The organism is Blautia sp. JLR.GB0024 (assembly GCF_037000545.1).
GTDB classification, from domain to species: Bacteria; Bacillota; Clostridia; order Lachnospirales; family Lachnospiraceae; genus Blautia; species Blautia celeris.
Map to the genome: position 1 here is coordinate 270,629 of NZ_JBANBF010000005.1, position 16,893 is coordinate 287,521.

At 45.2% G+C, this 16,893-nt stretch carries 5 protein-coding genes; all 5 read right to left on the reverse strand.

What is annotated here, in order from left to right:
* Nucleotides 1-24 precede the first annotated feature (24 nt).
* Nucleotides 25-5,565 (reverse strand): glycosyl hydrolase family 95 catalytic domain-containing protein, encoded by a 5,541-nt coding sequence (locus V8Q34_RS14365; RefSeq protein WP_335835743.1) that lies wholly within the window; start codon nucleotides 5,563-5,565, stop codon nucleotides 25-27.
* A 79-nt stretch (nucleotides 5,566-5,644) separates the two neighbouring features.
* Nucleotides 5,645-9,034 carry an alpha-L-fucosidase gene (locus V8Q34_RS14370; protein ID WP_335835744.1) on the reverse strand — a complete coding sequence of 1,130 codons (3,390 nt, stop codon included), beginning with the start codon at nucleotides 9,032-9,034 and terminating at the stop codon, nucleotides 5,645-5,647.
* Between the two features lie 438 nt (nucleotides 9,035-9,472).
* Complete coding sequence (locus V8Q34_RS14375) at nucleotides 9,473-11,191, reverse strand: cache domain-containing sensor histidine kinase (RefSeq protein WP_335835766.1); 1,719 nt, start codon at nucleotides 11,189-11,191, stop codon at nucleotides 9,473-9,475.
* Between the two features lie 5 nt (nucleotides 11,192-11,196).
* Nucleotides 11,197-12,708 carry a response regulator transcription factor gene (locus tag V8Q34_RS14380; RefSeq protein ID WP_335835745.1) on the reverse strand — a complete coding sequence of 504 codons (1,512 nt, stop codon included), beginning with the start codon at nucleotides 12,706-12,708 and terminating at the stop codon, nucleotides 11,197-11,199.
* Nucleotides 12,709-12,819: 111 nt separating this feature from the next.
* Nucleotides 12,820-16,863, reverse strand: coding sequence for a glycoside hydrolase (locus V8Q34_RS14385; RefSeq protein WP_335835746.1), 4,044 nt, complete (start codon nucleotides 16,861-16,863; stop codon nucleotides 12,820-12,822).
* Between the last annotated feature and the right edge of the window lie 30 nt (nucleotides 16,864-16,893).

The window sequence follows — 16,893 nt, forward strand, 5'->3', positions numbered from 1 at the left end:
CAAATAGAATCAATCTATTATTTTCTAAAATTCATTAACCATTTCTGCGGCAAATTGAAGAATCACTACTGCATCACTACTGTCTGAAACCGCATCCCGGTTCACATCCCCTGCCTGCAGCTGCTCTTCTGTCAGCTCATAAATCTCCGCGCTGTAGGCAAGAACTTCAGACGCATCCTGGGTATCCACTGTTCCATCATGGTTTACATCCCCAAGAAGCCGCGCTTTCAGAACTTCTGCCACCAGGTTCTTCAGGGCTTCTCCTATATTATCCCGGTTTGCTTCCTGATTCTCATACACAGCTCTGGCCTCTATCACTACAGCTTCCAGACCTGCAATGCTGCTTTCCACATACTTCATAGATTCCGTCAGGATTTCCTCTGCCTTTTCTAATGCATTCTTCAGCTCCTCTTTGTCCGCCTTTCTTACAAGGGAGGTCATGGCCTCTGCCAGGCTGTTATAGGCTTCATTCTGTTCTGTTTCTGAAGCATTACTGTCATCGGCAACGGCCTGGGCTGCCGTCAGAGCAATTCTTAATTTTTCCACACTGGACGGCGTATACTCCTCCTCCCTGGTAAGCATGGCTTCTGCTGTCTGAATGAGAATATCCAGTCTGGTATTGCTGTCCGCCGTAAGAAGACTGGTAACAGCTGTCAGCAGTTTTGTGGTAGCATTGTTGATAGTTCCCTGGTCTGCTGCAGTATTGTTATAGACTGCCTGGGCTTCCAGAAGAGCTGTCCTTACAGCATCCACACTTTCCGGCGTATATCCGGACAGGCTGTCCGTATCTGACAGAACTGCCTGAGCCCCATCAATAGCTGCCTTTAATCCCACTTTCTGACTGCAGTTTTCCACCCGGTTACATGCGGTGATAAGGTCAAGAAAAGCATTGTCTGCATCTTCCTGTACAGCATCGGGATTCTCAAGGACTGACCTTGCCGTATCCAGGGATTCCTGTACTGGCTGCCAGCTTTCCTCTGTGTAGCTTCCTTTTTCTGACTGCTCTTTTTCCATCTTTTCAGCCATGGATACCGCCAGTTTCAAAGCAGATAAATCAATATCTGAAGGTTCCGGTTCAGGTTCTGGTTCTGGCCCCGGCTCTTCACCGCGGTCATAATCACGGAATATGCGGAATGCATCCAGAGATACCTTTGGTCCGTTTCCTTCCGGATTCTTTTTGTCCAAAAGTGTGATTTCCACTGTATGTCCGCCATACTCCAGATCCGTGCATTTGATAATACTCTGCTGCTGTCTTCCGTCCCCGTAAGAGTCATAGAGGCTTACCTCTTCTCCATCGGCGACAACTTCACCGTCCACCGCAATCTGAATATACCCCAGTCCCGGATTCTTGTTGCTGAACATCTCAAATCCTGTTCCTTCAAACCCAAAGGAAAAGGCTGCGCCTGCCTCCTCTGAATACATCTCCACTTTAGAATACTGCCTGTCATCCTCCCATTTTTCCCATCCTCCTTCTGTCTGTACAGAAGTGTCGTAATTATAGATAAGGTATGGCTTTCTCAGGCTTTTCAAAGCATCAGATACTGCGTCTTTTGCTTTCTGGATTTCTGTTTCCGATGAAGCTTCTGTTATCTCCTCCGCTGCTTCCACAGCCGCCTCCAGGCGTTTTACACCTGCCTCTTCGTATGCTTTTTTATCTACCTTCTCTGCTGCCCGCAGAATATTGTCCAAACCATCTGCAGGATTAACTGCCTGTCCGTAAAACTCAACTTCAGCCACGTTACAGTAATCTGACGAACCGCTGCTGAGTCTATAGAAAGTATAAGCCTGATCTGAATTGCCTAAATAAACACCATTGTAGATTGGATTGGTGTACATCTCCTCAATTTTATAAATCGTTTCCCAGTTTTCCTGGTCATTGGAACCCTGTATTTCGGTGCCGATGATTCGGTCATCATAGCCGGCTCTGGTCACAAAACGGAAACCTTCCAGGATAAAAGGCCCGGAAAGCTGTATTCCTGTATAGCCGCCGCCTTCTCCATCATATATGGTGTCTGTATTCTGGTCAAATGCATTGGACGGAGGATTCTGTGTTTCCCACTGGCCCTGTGTGCGTCCGATGACTTCACCTGTCAGAAGGTCCTGCTCCATCATGCCTTCCTCGACGACAATTTCCTGTTCCTGTACATTATCGGGCAGTTCTTTTGGGAATACCTGTACAACGACACTGCCTGCTTTCTCTCCGGTCAGTCTGCCGTCTTCTGTGATCACGGCTTCACCGTCTTTGTTCTTAACGCTCCATGACATTTCCATATCGTCGCGCACGCCGAATTCTGTTTCCACGGAAGCGTTTAACTGAAGAGTTTCACCGCTGCGCACAGATTCTCCGCCGGTAATCTGAATCGTTCCTACTGCAGTCTGAGCCTCTGTGTCATCTTTCTTGTCAAAAAGGAACACTGCTGCGGTCTCTGCATTGGTAAGGCAAAGCTTTGCATCCTGGATTCCCACACCCAAAGTGCCGTCCTTTGTCAGAATATTACATCCTTCCTCCACAGACCGGATCTGCCACTGGTTCCCCTCCATAGCATGAACCAGTTTATTGTCCACACAGGCCAGTTCTTTACCGCTCTTTACATTTGTGAGCCTGAAAAGTCCCATTCCTGCATTTTCAACATTCCATTTCTGTGAAACTCTCTTATCGGATGATGTACTTATTACAACCTCCGTATTTTCCTGCATGGATACAATATCCAAACTGTCTGCTCCATTTTTGATCTCGTATGTACCATCCCTGAAGTCCTCTGTGTAAAATACAATTTCCGCACTTTCATTTTCCTTCAGTTCCAGACTGACCACAGACTCCTCCCTGCGTATCTCTCCGTTTCCTGATAGAATTTCAACATCGGATACATGAATTCCGCAGCTTACATCCAGAGTCTGATCTGCATCGGATGTAATGACTGCCTTTACGGTTCCCGCTTCCAGGTTCCACTCAAGGCTGTTGATCTCTGCCAGGCTTCTGGATAACATACCCTGGATACTTCCGCTGTTCCACTCCTTTGGAAGTGCGGGAAGAAGCTCAATCTCTCCTGTATCGGAGTAAGCCAGAGATTCCAGAATCATAGCAGGTATGGTGATCAATGCATCTGTACAATAAGCACTGTCACGATTTCTGTCATGGTTGGTCATCATAGAAGAATAGTACAAATGACTTCCTGTGAGCAGCTTGTTCAGGCATACCTCAACGCCCTCACCATTTTTCAGCCTGGCTTCTGTCAGTCCCTGATGAAGCCATCCGTGGCTGGCATTGTCATCTCCTGTATTGCCGTTTTTACGGTTTTCCAGAGCTTTTTCTGCCCCTTTCACCAACTTTTCATCTTCTGTATCATGGGCAGGCCATACACCGTACATATGGCTTACATGCCTGTGGTTATTCTGCTCCCAGTAATCTCTCAACGCCCACTCTTTCAGTGCGCCGTCTGAGTCATACATATATTCCGGAAGCTGCTCCTTCAGCATTTCCCATTTCAGGACTGCCTCCTCGTACCCCGGTCTCTTTACCTTTTCTTCCAGGGCAATGGTCATCTCCAGACCGCTTCTGGCTGCCGCAATATCCATAGTGGAGTTGGCTGATGTGGCGATCCAGGTATTGCCCGGGGTGTTCTCCGGTGAATACCCGGGCAGGATCAGATATCTCTCTCCTTCTTCCAAAGCCGTTTTTCCCGCATCGAAATGTTTATATCCATCTGATCCCACATAATATCTGGGGTCTACTATCTGTTCCCAGAAATTGGCCTGTTTGGTGAGCAATGGCAGAAGCAAGTCCTGCTCCAGGTCAAAATACCCTCTGTCCTTTATTTCCTGAATCTCTGCGTCGCTCAGATCTTCGTCTGTCACACTCAGTACAGAGCGGAGTGCGTCCAGATCGATATCTTCTCCCAAAGGTATCTGCTGATTTCCATAACACTGCCAGTATTCATAAATGGGCAGCAGCAGCCAGCTTGCCCCTGCGTTCCAGTAATTAAAGGGGTAATTCTTGTCAAAATGCACCAGATTTCCCCTGTCTCCGTCAGTCCTGGGAGGTGCCATAATGGCATCGCTCATCCCATATACCTTTGCCGCATTATCCTCAAAATCAGGCAGAATCCGCAGAAGGAAATTCATATAACCCTCTGAAGCATTCTGCAGATTTCCGATATTAACGCCTGAGATCTGCAGATTCACATTGGCATCTGTAGTATAATCAGCCTGCCAGTATCCATTCCAGGCGCCCATCCACATTCCGCTTAATCTGGATGTACTATAACCAGAAGCGCATATCTGGGCATATCTTCCCGCATAAAAAGCCCGCTCCAGCATAGCATGGTTTAATGTGCCGGAACTTCGCTGTTTACTGATCAGCGCTTCGTTTGTCAGCCCATTGTCTTCCTCATTCCCTGCCAGGTCAAAGGTAACTTTATTAAATTCCCTGCTGTGCAGTTCCTTATGCGGTTCCAGAGCCTTCTCATAGTCAAAGGCACCCTCTGTCTGATATGCCTTTTTTTCCGCCACTTTGCGTGTATCTTCCACTAAGGTATCCACCAGAGCATATTCTGTCTGTTGTGCAAAGGCTTCTTTTGTCCCCATTTCTATATCCCGGTCAGACTTTGTAATGAGAATCAGTGTCTTGGCATCCTTAACCCGGATACCGTAATTCTCATTTTCGCCTGCATTGAGATAATCATCAATGGTACCCAAATTTACTCTTTCCTGGCTTCCTCCTATGGCAATGACTCTTGTGATCCCGGCAAATCCGCCGTTTTTCAGTTCGCTGTTTTCATAAACCGGGTAATGTGCCGCCAATCCCAGGTACTCACCCTTTTCGTCCGCCAGTTTCTTATATTGAAGCCCGGAATCAATTTCCCTGTTCTGGTCAATGGCCATATCCGACAAATCATCTATAGATATGGTGGTATTGATTCTGCTCCCGCCATCGGAACTGTTCAGACATGTAACTGTCACGTTGTCTTCTCTGGAAGTGAAGGTGGACCTGGTCCACATCTCACCCTTTGCAGTAAACTGTACTCCCACCTCAGCGGTTTCATAATCTGTCCACCTCTGATAATCCTCTACGGCCCCTTCATCCAAATCGTCCATTTTTACTCTGAGCTGATGCCCCGGATGCAGGGTGTAGTCATATTCCAGCCATGGCTGGGCACTGCTCTGCCACTGCCAGTTGTTCATTACTGCCTGCCGGGCATCCTCAAGTTCCCCTGACATATCTCTTGTATCACGGTAGTCATTGGTGGGCATATTGAACTTTGTATTCTGAAATATAAAAGTATCGTTTACCGGATGACAGGATACCATGACCCCGTTTTCCCCATTGCCGCTTACCATTGCCTCCCGCCAGTTAAGAGTGCCTTTCTGAGGGTCTTTATAAGTATCAGACACTACTTTTTTTGCACTGCTTACTGCATCTTCCTTTGTTTTTGACGAAAGACGGGTATCTGCCGCCACGGAGAGCGGCGTTGTACAGAGCAGGATTCCCACCAATCCCATACACAGGCCGGAAAATGCCGGACTATGTACCATTTTCCCTACCGGTTTTTTTGCCTTCTTTTTCATTTTGTCTTCCTCTTTCACTGAAGCATATCTGGAGTGCATTTCAGAATCCACTCCAGATATAGCTTTCTATATTGTGCACTTAAAACCCGCTTATTTTTTCTGCTGAAAATTCAAGGATCATCGATGCATCACCAGTGTCAGATACACTATCCCGGTTCACATCTCCTGCTTCTGCCTGTTCCTGAGTTAATTCCTTTAACTCCGCATTGTATTCCAGCAGCTCTGCTGCATCCTGAGTATCAACGCTTCCATTCAGGTCCACATCACCAAGAAGACGTGCTTTTAATATCTCTGCGATCAGCTTCTTCAGCGCTTCTCCTGTAGTATCGGCATCTGCTTCCTCGTCTTCATATACAGCCTGCGCATCTGTTTTTACACCTTCCAGTCCGCTTATGGTGCTTTCCACATATTTTGCGGACTCCGCAAGGATTTCTTCTGCCTTATCCAGTGCATTCTTCAGCTCTTCTTTATTTGCCTTTCTCACAAGTCCGGTCATAGACTCTGCAAGGCGGTTATAAGCATCACTGATTTCCTGTTCACCTGCCTGTGCGTTATCACGAACTGCTTTTGCACTTTCTAATGCTTCTTTTAAGATCTGTACACTGGATGACGTATATTGATCTTCGTTTTCCAGCAGCTTTTCGGCTGTCTGAATCAGAATATCCAGTCTTGTGCTGTCCTGTTCTGCCAGAAGACATGTTACGGCGGTCAGAAGATTTGTTGTGGCTGCATTAACTGTTCCCTGGTCTGCGGCACTGTTTTCATACACCAGTCTGGCCTCTGCAAGAGCTGCTCTCACTGCTTCTGCGCTCTCAGCCGTATATTTTTCCAGGTTCTCCGTATCAGCCAAAATTGCTTCCGTTCCCTTTATTGCAGCCTCCAGCCCTACTTTCTGTGTACTGTTCTCCAGCATGCTGCACGCGGTGATCAGGGAAATAAAAGCTTCGTCTGCCTGTTCCTGTGTCAAATCTGATGACAGCAATGCTTTTGCAGCATCTAAAGCTTCCTGCACGACTGCCCAGCTCTCCTGAGTATAGCTTCCCTTACCTGCCTGCTCCTCTGCCATCTTTTCCGCCATGGCAACTGCGAGTTCCAGGCTTGCAGTATCAACGCCTTCTGTTTCCTGTGTAATTTCCTTTAATATCCACTGCTGTCTGTCTCCATATTCATAATTCCATAACTGTACATTTGCATCATCTGCCGGAGAGGCTGCTGCTTCATCCATACAGAAACTGCTGTTTCCTTTGGAATGAATAGAATAATATCCTCCCCCTGTAGGTTCCAGTATCCAGTGGCGGTTATCTGCCCCGTTTCCATATTCCCACAGCAAAAGATTCGTACCATTCTCATATCTCCCGCCGTCAATATCAATACAAACGTCCGGATTGGCTGCGGGACTGATCTTATAACTATCTCCTACAGGTGTGAAGATCCACTGCTGATTTTCTGCTGTATCATCTTTGGACGCAATCTGTACATTCGCATTATTTTCTGCCCCCTGGGCATATGCTAATACATAGTCCGGATTGTTTCTCAACTGTATTTGATAGGTCTTTCCTTCCTCTGGTTCAATTGCTTCCGGAATCTCTGTATTTTTTATGATTTTCACCGCAGCAACTTTATCGTTCCACGCCCCCATAGAAGCGGCATCCCCGTCAAAAACGCCATACGCGCCTGTTGTCTCTCCTTCATCATAAACATAGACTGTATAGCCTTCCGGAACCTGAATGGAAGACGTCGCGTCAGCGGTGATACCTGCTGCCTGTAAATCAGCAGCACTGTATACTCCCGGCATAAGTGTTGCTGCTGTTCCTTTAAAATCATTGTCTGACCAAAAGGTAACTCCCTGAATATCCGGTATCATTTCATTAAAAACAATTTTTACAGCTCTTCCATTTTCATCAACAGCATCCAGTGCTTCCGGTAATGTGATATGAAGTCCCTCTTCATCCTGAGTATACGTAAGAGGCATTTCTGTTCCATCCGCCATATATACACCTGCAACAGTCGAACCATCTAACACATCACTTTTTAAAGTTTTTATATCCATGATCCCATTTTCCGGATTTCCAAGGGCGATCGCATACAGGGTGGTATTATCCTTGCTCCGCGTAAACCGGATATCATCACTGGTTCCTGACATAGGAGTCTGCCAAACACCTCCGCCCATCACGGTTGGGCCTTCACCATAAACGGACCATGCCCGTGTACTGTATACAGCCTCCCCATATCTTTCCAGCCAATCACCAATTTCCAGCAGAATATCCTGCTGTCCCTGCGGAATAGAACCATCCGCTCTGGGCGAAATATTAAGCAGTAAATTTCCGTTCTTACTGATCTTGTCTGCCAGAGCATTGATCAGTGTTTTTGCACTGTAATATTGCATTCCGTCTGTATAACTCCAGGTGCCCTGACTTACGGAATCGTCTGTCAGCCAATAAAAATCTCTCATTCCACCCGGGCCGCCTCGTTCATAATCCGGCACTGCACTTTGCTCTGTAAATCCATCATTTATTTCGTGATTATATTTGTATGTAGCTACAACACCATCCCCATTCTCTTCCACATCCTTATTGTAAAAGTATGAAAGAAATTCGAGCCTGGCTTCTTCACTCAGCAATCCAACCTGAAAATCCTGCCAGATAATATCAGGATCATATTTATCAATTACCTCCTTCAATTTTGCCAGCCAGTATTCATCTCTCTCTTCCTCGGTTGAGAACTGACCATATAATTTTTTCATATCATCCACAGTCATTCCCTCCACAGGGGTTTCCCATGGTTTTTCATCCCAGGCAGAACTGTAAAATCCTCCGGTAACATTATAGGCATGATGCATAGCAGATAAGACCTTCATATCCTCACCACGGATCGCCTCAACAAAAAGCTCCGCCAAATCCAGCTTTGGACCAAGATCTACAGAATTCCAGGGATTTACATCACTGTCCCACATAGAGTATCCGTCATGATGCTCCATAACCGGTCCTGCGAACTTAGCTCCTGCTTCCTTAAATAATTTTGCCCATGCATTGGGATCAAACTTACCGTCCTCACTTCCCTGGGCATAATCTGCTGTCAATTTTGGCGCAAACTGCACCCAGTTTCCGGCCTTGTCCTCTGCTCCCACGATAAAGTTATGGTATGGCCATTCTGTCGGCCACCCATAAGTGTTTACATGATAATCATAGCCCGCTCCGGATCCGTTATACATATGCTGTCCGTACCATTCATCCACATGTTCCGGAGTTGTAAATGCTCCCCAATGAAAATAGATTCCGAATTTTGCATCCTGAAACCATTCCGGTGCCGCAGTAACCTGCTCCACGGAATCCCAGCTTGGTTCATATGAATTTACTTCCAATCCTTCTGCCCGTGCCTCCGTAGTCTGACCTGCCGGCAAAACACTGCCTGCCACTGCTGCGGTCAACGCCAAAGCACACATTTTTTTTCCTCTCTTCTTTTTTGCCATAATTCCCTCCTATTCAGTACCCTCACAGTTACGAGCAAAACCCGTGCAGAATCACCTTTGGCGATGGAATTTTTGCCTGGCTCACTCCTGGAGTCCCTATTATCTTTGATCAGAAATAGTGTTTAAATTATTATATCATGGCAAGATTCAAACCTTTTAGTATTTATTTCCTTCTATTTTTTACTATTTTAATATGTCATTTTCCACTTTTTAAAATTTTTAAGAATTTGGTAATTTATTTGGAACTTTAGTAACTATTCAGCAGGTCTGCGATGGTACTAAACAGTTATGAAATTTATTATAAAAAAAGAGTATGGCCAAATCTCCATACTCTTCTTAATCAACATTCTGTTTTTAATTCCCTGATACTTATCAACTTCCAAAAGATTTTCTATATGACATTTTTTAAATTATTACTTTGTTTTATTTGCATTAGAATTATTTTCTGTTTTTTGTATTTTTTATAGCCGGCAGGGATACGGTTACTGTAGTCCCTTCATTTTCCCGACTGTCGATCTGAATCCCGTAAGCATTACCATACATCAGCTTCAGCCTGTCATCCACATTATTGATTCCGATTCCGCTGTAGTGTTCTGTCTTCGCCGTTCTGGAAGTCAGCTCCTGCAGACGCTCTCCTGTCATACCCACCCCGTCATCTGCAATCTGAATCTGTAGTTTTCCCCCCAGCGTACGGACCATAACCTTAATATTCCCCTTTGTTTCCCCTGGAAACGCATGGAAAAAGGCATTTTCCAAAAAAGGCTGCAGTATCATTTTAGGCAGCGTGTAATCCTCACACCCATATGTAACAAAATATTCCACCTGCACTTTATCACCATACCTGGTATTGTTAATGAATACATAATTTTTCAGGTTCTGAATCTCTTTATCTATAGTTATGTATTCATCCATATTGCTGATAGTGTTCCTTAAAAGGGCTATGAAAGCATCCAATGTTTTTGTAGACTTTTCCACATCTCCCTGGAATATCAGCCATTTAATGCTGGCAAGAGTGTTGTAAATGTAATGCGGATTAATCTGCATCTGAAGAGCTGAAATTTCCGCTTTTCTCTTCTCCTTCTGTATCTGCATCACCTCTTCAATATACCCGTTCATCTCATCCAGCATGGCGTTATATGTAGAAGATAATTCTTCTATTTCCCTGGATCCTGTAAGGTTAATGTGTTCATTGTATTTCATCTTTCTGGCATTGGACATCTTTTCCACCAGATTGGAAAGCGGACTTGCTGTCTGATGTACAAAATAGAAGACAACCACACAGGATATCATCATAATAATTACGCAAATTATGAGAATAGTTGGGGTATCATATATTTGTTCCAGGGCTTTTTCGTTATTAATAATTCCGAATGCCGTACACTTATAGTAGGGCAGATTTATGTTAAGAAGCGTATTAGTACTGGAAAACTCAGTTACCATCTGCGTTCTTACAGACTCTTTATCGGAGGAAGAGACAACAATCCCATGTTCATCTACCAGATAAAAATTTGCGTACTCTGAGGCAAAATAATCATAGAATCCCATGAAATCTTTCTCTTTCATGGTTACATAAGCCACCCCGTAAGGTACCTCACTTCCCGGGGACTTCAAAGCTTTTACCGCCATGACAACCGACGTATTTCTGGTGGTAGCAGTATAGCCGTTCTCTTTAAATACATACTGCACAGACTCAGGGTTCTCCATAGCGTATTTAGCTTCCTCTGATTCTATGATTTCCTCCACCGGCGTGGTTATCGTCTCCTCACGATCCAGATAACTTCCCCCATTTTTGCTTACAGCCAGCACATTAATATCGTCCATACTGGATGGTATGGCTTTTTTCATATCATAGTCCGCGTTGTAAGCATTTTTAAAAGCGATCTGAGGATTAGGGGCCTCCTGCTGAAGATAAAGTTTCAGATTCCAGCTGCTATTCATTTCACTGTACAGCTTCATCAGATCTTCATGGTAGGAGTTCAGTTCATCCTCAATACGTAAAAATACCTGCTCCTGAGAAAGCCCGTATGTTTTCACAAATGTATTTTTGGAAAGGCTTACGATCACCGATGTCACCATCAATACAGCTCCCAGAATCCCCAGGCTCACCACTGTAAGAATCTTAATAACCATACTGTTCGCATATATTTTGCCTTTCATCTCTGTCACCAGTTTTCCCTTCTGTATGTACTGGGGGTTTTCCCTGTAATTCTTTTAAACACTCTGCAGAAATAACTTTGATCCGCATATCCCACAGCGGAACTGATCTGGGAAATAGACATTCTGGATTTCACAAGTAACTCACATGCTTTCTGGATACGGATATTATTCAGATATTCACTGAATCCTTCACTTACATGCTGGTTAAAATACGCTGACAGATAAGAATAGCTAAAATTAAACTCTTCCGCAAGTTCCTGCAGATTCAGATCCTCTGCTGAATGCTGCTGAATATAATCCAGCATTTTTCCCAGGTAAAGGTTTTCGCCTGTATTATCCAAAATCCTCCCCAATTTTCCCAGCATTTCTTCATATACTTTCAGGAAATCATCACAATATGAAGCCTCCTCCATCTTTCGGAAGTATTCTCTTCTTAAGTCTTCAAGCTCTTCCACATGTTCCTCAGAACTTCCGACAATATTATATAAAAGATTCTTAGTCTGATTCTTAAGTTTGAATTCCTGCATCTGGTTTTTGACAGCTTTATAAATGTATTCACTGAATAAAGCCATAGCCTCAGAATATTTCCTAACGGCTATGGCTGAGGTGAACTTCCTGAAATCAAACTTTCCCATAGGCTGTTTTTCAGAATATAAATTCAGCTCTTTGTACAGATGAATTCCTTTATTATAAAATGCATCATGCTCAAGAAATCCCGGCCTTCGGAATTCCTGCCTCAATTCCTCCAGGTGTATGTGGCGCTCCCCCAGAATTCCCAGCACACGGTCAGACAAAAGGGATGCCTCCTCCAGAAAGTTTTCCAGAGCCTCTGTAATTTCATCCTCATCTTTTCTTCCATAATTGAGTACCACACACATGGTTTCCTGACGATACAAGAACTTCAGATATCTGCAGCAGCCCAGTTTTTTTAAAAATGCTTCTGTTTTCTCATACAGAACCGGTGAAACAACTACTCCGCTCTGGTTCCTGTAACTCAGCGGCAAAACAAAAAGTCTGAAACAGCTGTAAGGGAAGGTATCCCTGAAATCCTTTCCGCTGCCCTTTCCTTCCGTGAAAAAATCTTCCATCTTTTTCTCAATACTGGAAGACTTTTTTCTCCCAAGCTGGAGTCCCGGAATCTTCTCAGCTGTCCGGCTCAGTATCTTCAGCAGTTCTTCCGGATTGAGTGTAGGTTTCAGCACATAGTCTACTGCGCCGTTTACCAATGCCTCCCTGACATACTCAAAATTATCATAGCTGCTGAGAACAACTATTTTTATATCCGGGTATTCCCTGTTGACTATCTTAATGAAATCAAGACCGTTCATGACAGGCATTGCGATATCACATAGAATAATATGAGGATTTATCTGAGGGATCAAAGCAAGGGCCTCTTTCCCATTGGACGCTTCCCCTGCGATCTCGTATCCCTCTTCTTCCCATCTCATCATAAAACGTATTCCCTGGCGCATAATGAATTCATCATCTATCACCATTATCCTGCATGTATTTTCCATAGTCTTTTTCCCATCCTCGTTCCTTAAAAATAAAAGCCCCCAAGTTTCATTACATTTAAAAATCCGGGCATATCTGATTTTAGACACACCCGGATTCTGTATCCTTCATTTTTAGAAAGATACGATCTTCTCAGCAGCATACTGCAGTATAATAGCTGCATCACCGGAGTCCGCCGCTCCGTTCCTGTCTGTATCTGCTGCTTTTAACTGTTCATCTGACAACTCTGTAAGTTCCGCATTATATTGCAGCAGGACAGCAGTATCTTCAGTATCTACTGTACCGTTAAGATTCACGTCTCCCATCAAACGAGCCTTCAAAATCTCGTCTATGAGCTTTTTCAGTGTCTCTCCCACACGCTCTTTATCTGCTTCGCTATCATCATAAACTAATTGTGCTTCATCTGTCAATATCTGAAGTCCCGCAATACTGGAAGGAACATATTTCTCCGGCTGTGCCAGTATTTCTTCTGCCATATGGATGGCATTTATAAGCTCATCTTTATTCGCCTTTCTCACAAGTGATGTCATAGCTTCTGCAAGCTGAGCATATGCCTCATCTGCATTTTGAGCAGTTTTTGCATACTCAATGGCGTTCTTGAGACGTTCCACACTGGATGGTGTATACTGATCTCCTCCGGCCAGCAGTTCTTCTGCCTTTTGGATGAGAATATCCAATCTGTCAGCCTCCTCTTTTACCAGCATACCCGTTACCGCATCCATAAGTGTTCTGGCCGCCTGGTTTACGGTTTCCTGGTCCACATCCTTTTCAAACACAGACTGTGCATGAGAAAGTGCCTCTCTAACGGCCTGAACGCTTTCTTCTGTATATTCCTTCAGCGCCTCTTCATCCCTGAGAATCGATTCTGTTCCCTGGATCACTGCCTTTAATCCCACCTTCTGCACTCCGGTTTCCACCATATTGCAGACAGTGACCAGATTCAGAAAAGCAGTATCCACCTCTTCCTGCAGGGCCTGTGGATTCTCTCTGACAGTTCTGGCTTCCTCAAGAGCCTCTGCTGCTGCTGCCCAGCTTTCCTCTGTATAACACTGGTTCTCCGCCTGTTGTGCTTCCATCTTTTCAGCCATTAGAATTGCCAGGTTCAGGCTGGTCATATCGGCTTCTGTCTGTACTTCCCCATTCATCTCTTCCAGTTTGGCTGTAATATCTTCTGCCGCACAATCAAAATCCTCCTGAACAGTAGTTGCCTGATAGAAAAGAGGTTTTGCATTCAGTACAAGTTCATCCAGAGCAGCCAGCACGTCTTCCCCATACTGACTTCTGTCGAGTGCCTCTGCCTGTAAAATGGCATCTTTTAAGGGCTGTGTTTCCAAAATCCCCTGAATTCTGATATAAGACAATACCGGATCGGGACCTCCGTCGGAAGCCACTGTTACCGTCACATTTTCTTCTTTACTTATTGTAAATTCATAAGACTCCTCATTCCACGGATTGCCGTTATTCCATGTATTTGCCTTTCCAAGCTCTGTGGTCCCTTCCTCCGTCATAAGTGATACTTTCATAGGCCGGTCCTGGTTCCACCATTCCTTGAATCCCAGATTCATTCTATAGGTACCTGCATCAAGAGGAACTGTATATCTGATTTCCTGTCCTGCTTCTGCATACCATCCCATATCGTAGCTGTCTTCTTTATTTCCGTTATATGCGCCATAGTCGTCCAGATAGCCCCAGGTTCCCTCTGTATATTTCTGATCAGGGGTTTCATTTATGAGTCCTGCATAGCTGTCTGTTTCACTGTATACCGGAGATTCCGGATTATTACAGTCAATAAAATACCTGATATTTTCCGGAACTACCTGTACTTCTGCGGATGCTGCTACAGAAGTCCCCTCCACATATCCATTCAGTACCACATCCTCTGTGAAATCCGTGCCTTCCAGTTCCCAGGTCACTGCCTTTTCCACGATATTTCCCATATTAGTCTGTGCAAATACAGTATCAGGAAGCACAGGAATCACACCGTTCACCGTATATACCGGCCCTAACTCCTGAATTTTTTCAATCTTTTCTTCCAGGGTTCCATGGATGATCTTGGCATAATTAATCTCCAGCAGTCTGCCTTCCTGTCCTTCTTTTTTTGTGATGGCAACTGTGTGGGTTCCCTGATCGAGCTGTCCTGTATAGTAAAGCAGTGCCTCCCCGTCCTTATCCTCTGCCTCCAGAGAGACTTCCACCGGTTCTTTACCGTCGACAGATATAAGGACCGATGCCCCTTCCGGCGCTTTACTTCCATAGATCATAGCCTGCGTTCCATCGAAGGTAAATGTAACAGAGGCATTCTCTTCATTGCTGTATTTACCTCCGCCATACTCCTCTGATGATTCTCCCCAGCTGCCCTCGTATGAGAACTTATTGCTCTCTGAAGCCCATGGTTTTTCAGGGTTTTCAATATCTGCTTCTATTATCTCACCATAATTACCCGGATCGCAGATAGCTGCACCGTCAGAGTTCCTTACCACATAAGTAGAGACAGAGTTTGCGGGAAGCATTATATCAAGCATACCGTCTGTCACATCCTGGGTTTCTGCCAGCTCACAGCTTTCTGTATCCGATGTTCTGTATAATTCTGCTGTATCAGCTCCATGAAAAGCCCCCAGATCCAAAGTCTCCTGCCGGTCACCGCCGAAGTTCTGGGCAACAACCACCAGTTCATCTCCTTCCGGAGAAATGGCTGCACACATATCAGCATCATCTATATCAATCATAATATATCCCGCCTTCAGATACTTACTGTACTGCATCATGGTGTAGAACTGTTTTGTCACAGCCCAGTATCCCTCACCGGGAACCCCTTCTTTCCTGTTTCCGTCTGCATCTACCAAATTGGTATGATAGTCAGGCACAGGCTGTCCGTCTTTTTCAAACACCGCATGGAGCAGACCCCAGTTGGAATTTGTCTGGAGATATTCATATTCGCTGTCTGCCACAAGCCATGCGATCCATGCGGAGGGCTGCATATACTTAAGGTCTGCCATGATACCCTCGCTCTGGGAGCGGGTATTAACCGCGTCCATGGATTCATGGCACCCCTCATAATGGCTTCCGCCGCCCTTTGTCACTTCTGACATCCACAAGCCTTTATCATTTGACTTTGCTATTCTGTGCAGTTCTTTTCTTTCACTGTCATTGCCGCTGTAGGTATGGGCACTTATGGTCTCCATATTGGCCTTCACATCATCATCCAGCCGGTTGAAGGAGTTGATTGCACTCCACAGACTGGTTTCGTCTGTACCCGTGATCATCACATCATCAAGAGTGCCCTGGAACTCATCTGCATCCATTGCATTCTGCATCTCTCTATAGGCCTTTGACTGTACTTCACCGTTGTTGAAAATACATCCCTCCTGCTTTGTACTGCCTTCATACCAGTAACTGGTGTCGGGTTCGTTCAATGGTTCCACATAAGACACCCCCACACCAAATTTACTCTCCAGGTTCTCATCCACCCATTTTGTGGCTCTTGCCATATACATGGCAAAATCGTCATAGCAGTCGTCTTTCAGGTTGTTGGGATTCCCCCAGCTTCCTCCGGTGGATGTCCCTGACTTTGTCATATAATAAGGCGGAGAGTTAGAAAATACTTTATTGATAACATCATTCTCCCTGCCGAGTTCTTCTGCATAGGCCTTTCGATATTGGTTCGCCTGCTCCAGCATCCAAAGCTGCCCCGCATCGCTCATCTCCTCTGTGGTCTTACCGTAAAAGAGCTCCGGGTCAAAAGCCGCCGTACCGTCCGCCGTTCCTGTCATATCTTCTGTCCACCCGGGTACCAGACCTTCACACCTTTTCATACTGGAATTTTCCCGGTCACCGCCGCCCACGTTGTAACGGACAATGTTAAGATTTAAATATTCCGGTGAAAATGCCAGTTCTGCAATTTCTTCCCGGTCCGGTCTGCCGTCGCCATTCCAGTCCGCATCTCCCCATGAGCCAATCACGTTGCCCCACCAGCAAAGTGAGGTCCCCCAGCCTTCTAAAGTCTGGTGGTGAATATCCGGGTCTGCGGTGATGCTGCCCGCTTTTGTCTCATCTATACCTGCCAGCACAGGCGATGTACCTGAAAGAATCATGGACGTTCCCATAACAAGTGCCGATATCCCGGCTGTAGTTCTTCTGAGTCTTTGCTTTTTCCTCATATGTCTCTCCTTTATTTTCCGGCATTATTT

Excerpts from the sequence above, each read along its gene's own strand:
- V8Q34_RS14375 (WP_335835766.1), bottom strand. The coding sequence starts at position 11,191 with ATGAAAGGCAAAATATATGCGAACAGTATGGTTATTAAGATTCTTACA.
- V8Q34_RS14380 (WP_335835745.1), bottom strand. The coding sequence starts at position 12,708 with ATGGAAAATACATGCAGGATAATGGTGATAGATGATGAATTCATTATG.
- V8Q34_RS14385 (WP_335835746.1), bottom strand. The coding sequence starts at position 16,863 with ATGAGGAAAAAGCAAAGACTCAGAAGAACTACAGCCGGGATATCGGCA.
- V8Q34_RS14370 (WP_335835744.1), bottom strand. The coding sequence starts at position 9,034 with ATGGCAAAAAAGAAGAGAGGAAAAAAAATGTGTGCTTTGGCGTTGACC.
- V8Q34_RS14365 (WP_335835743.1), bottom strand. The coding sequence starts at position 5,565 with ATGAAAAAGAAGGCAAAAAAACCGGTAGGGAAAATGGTACATAGTCCG.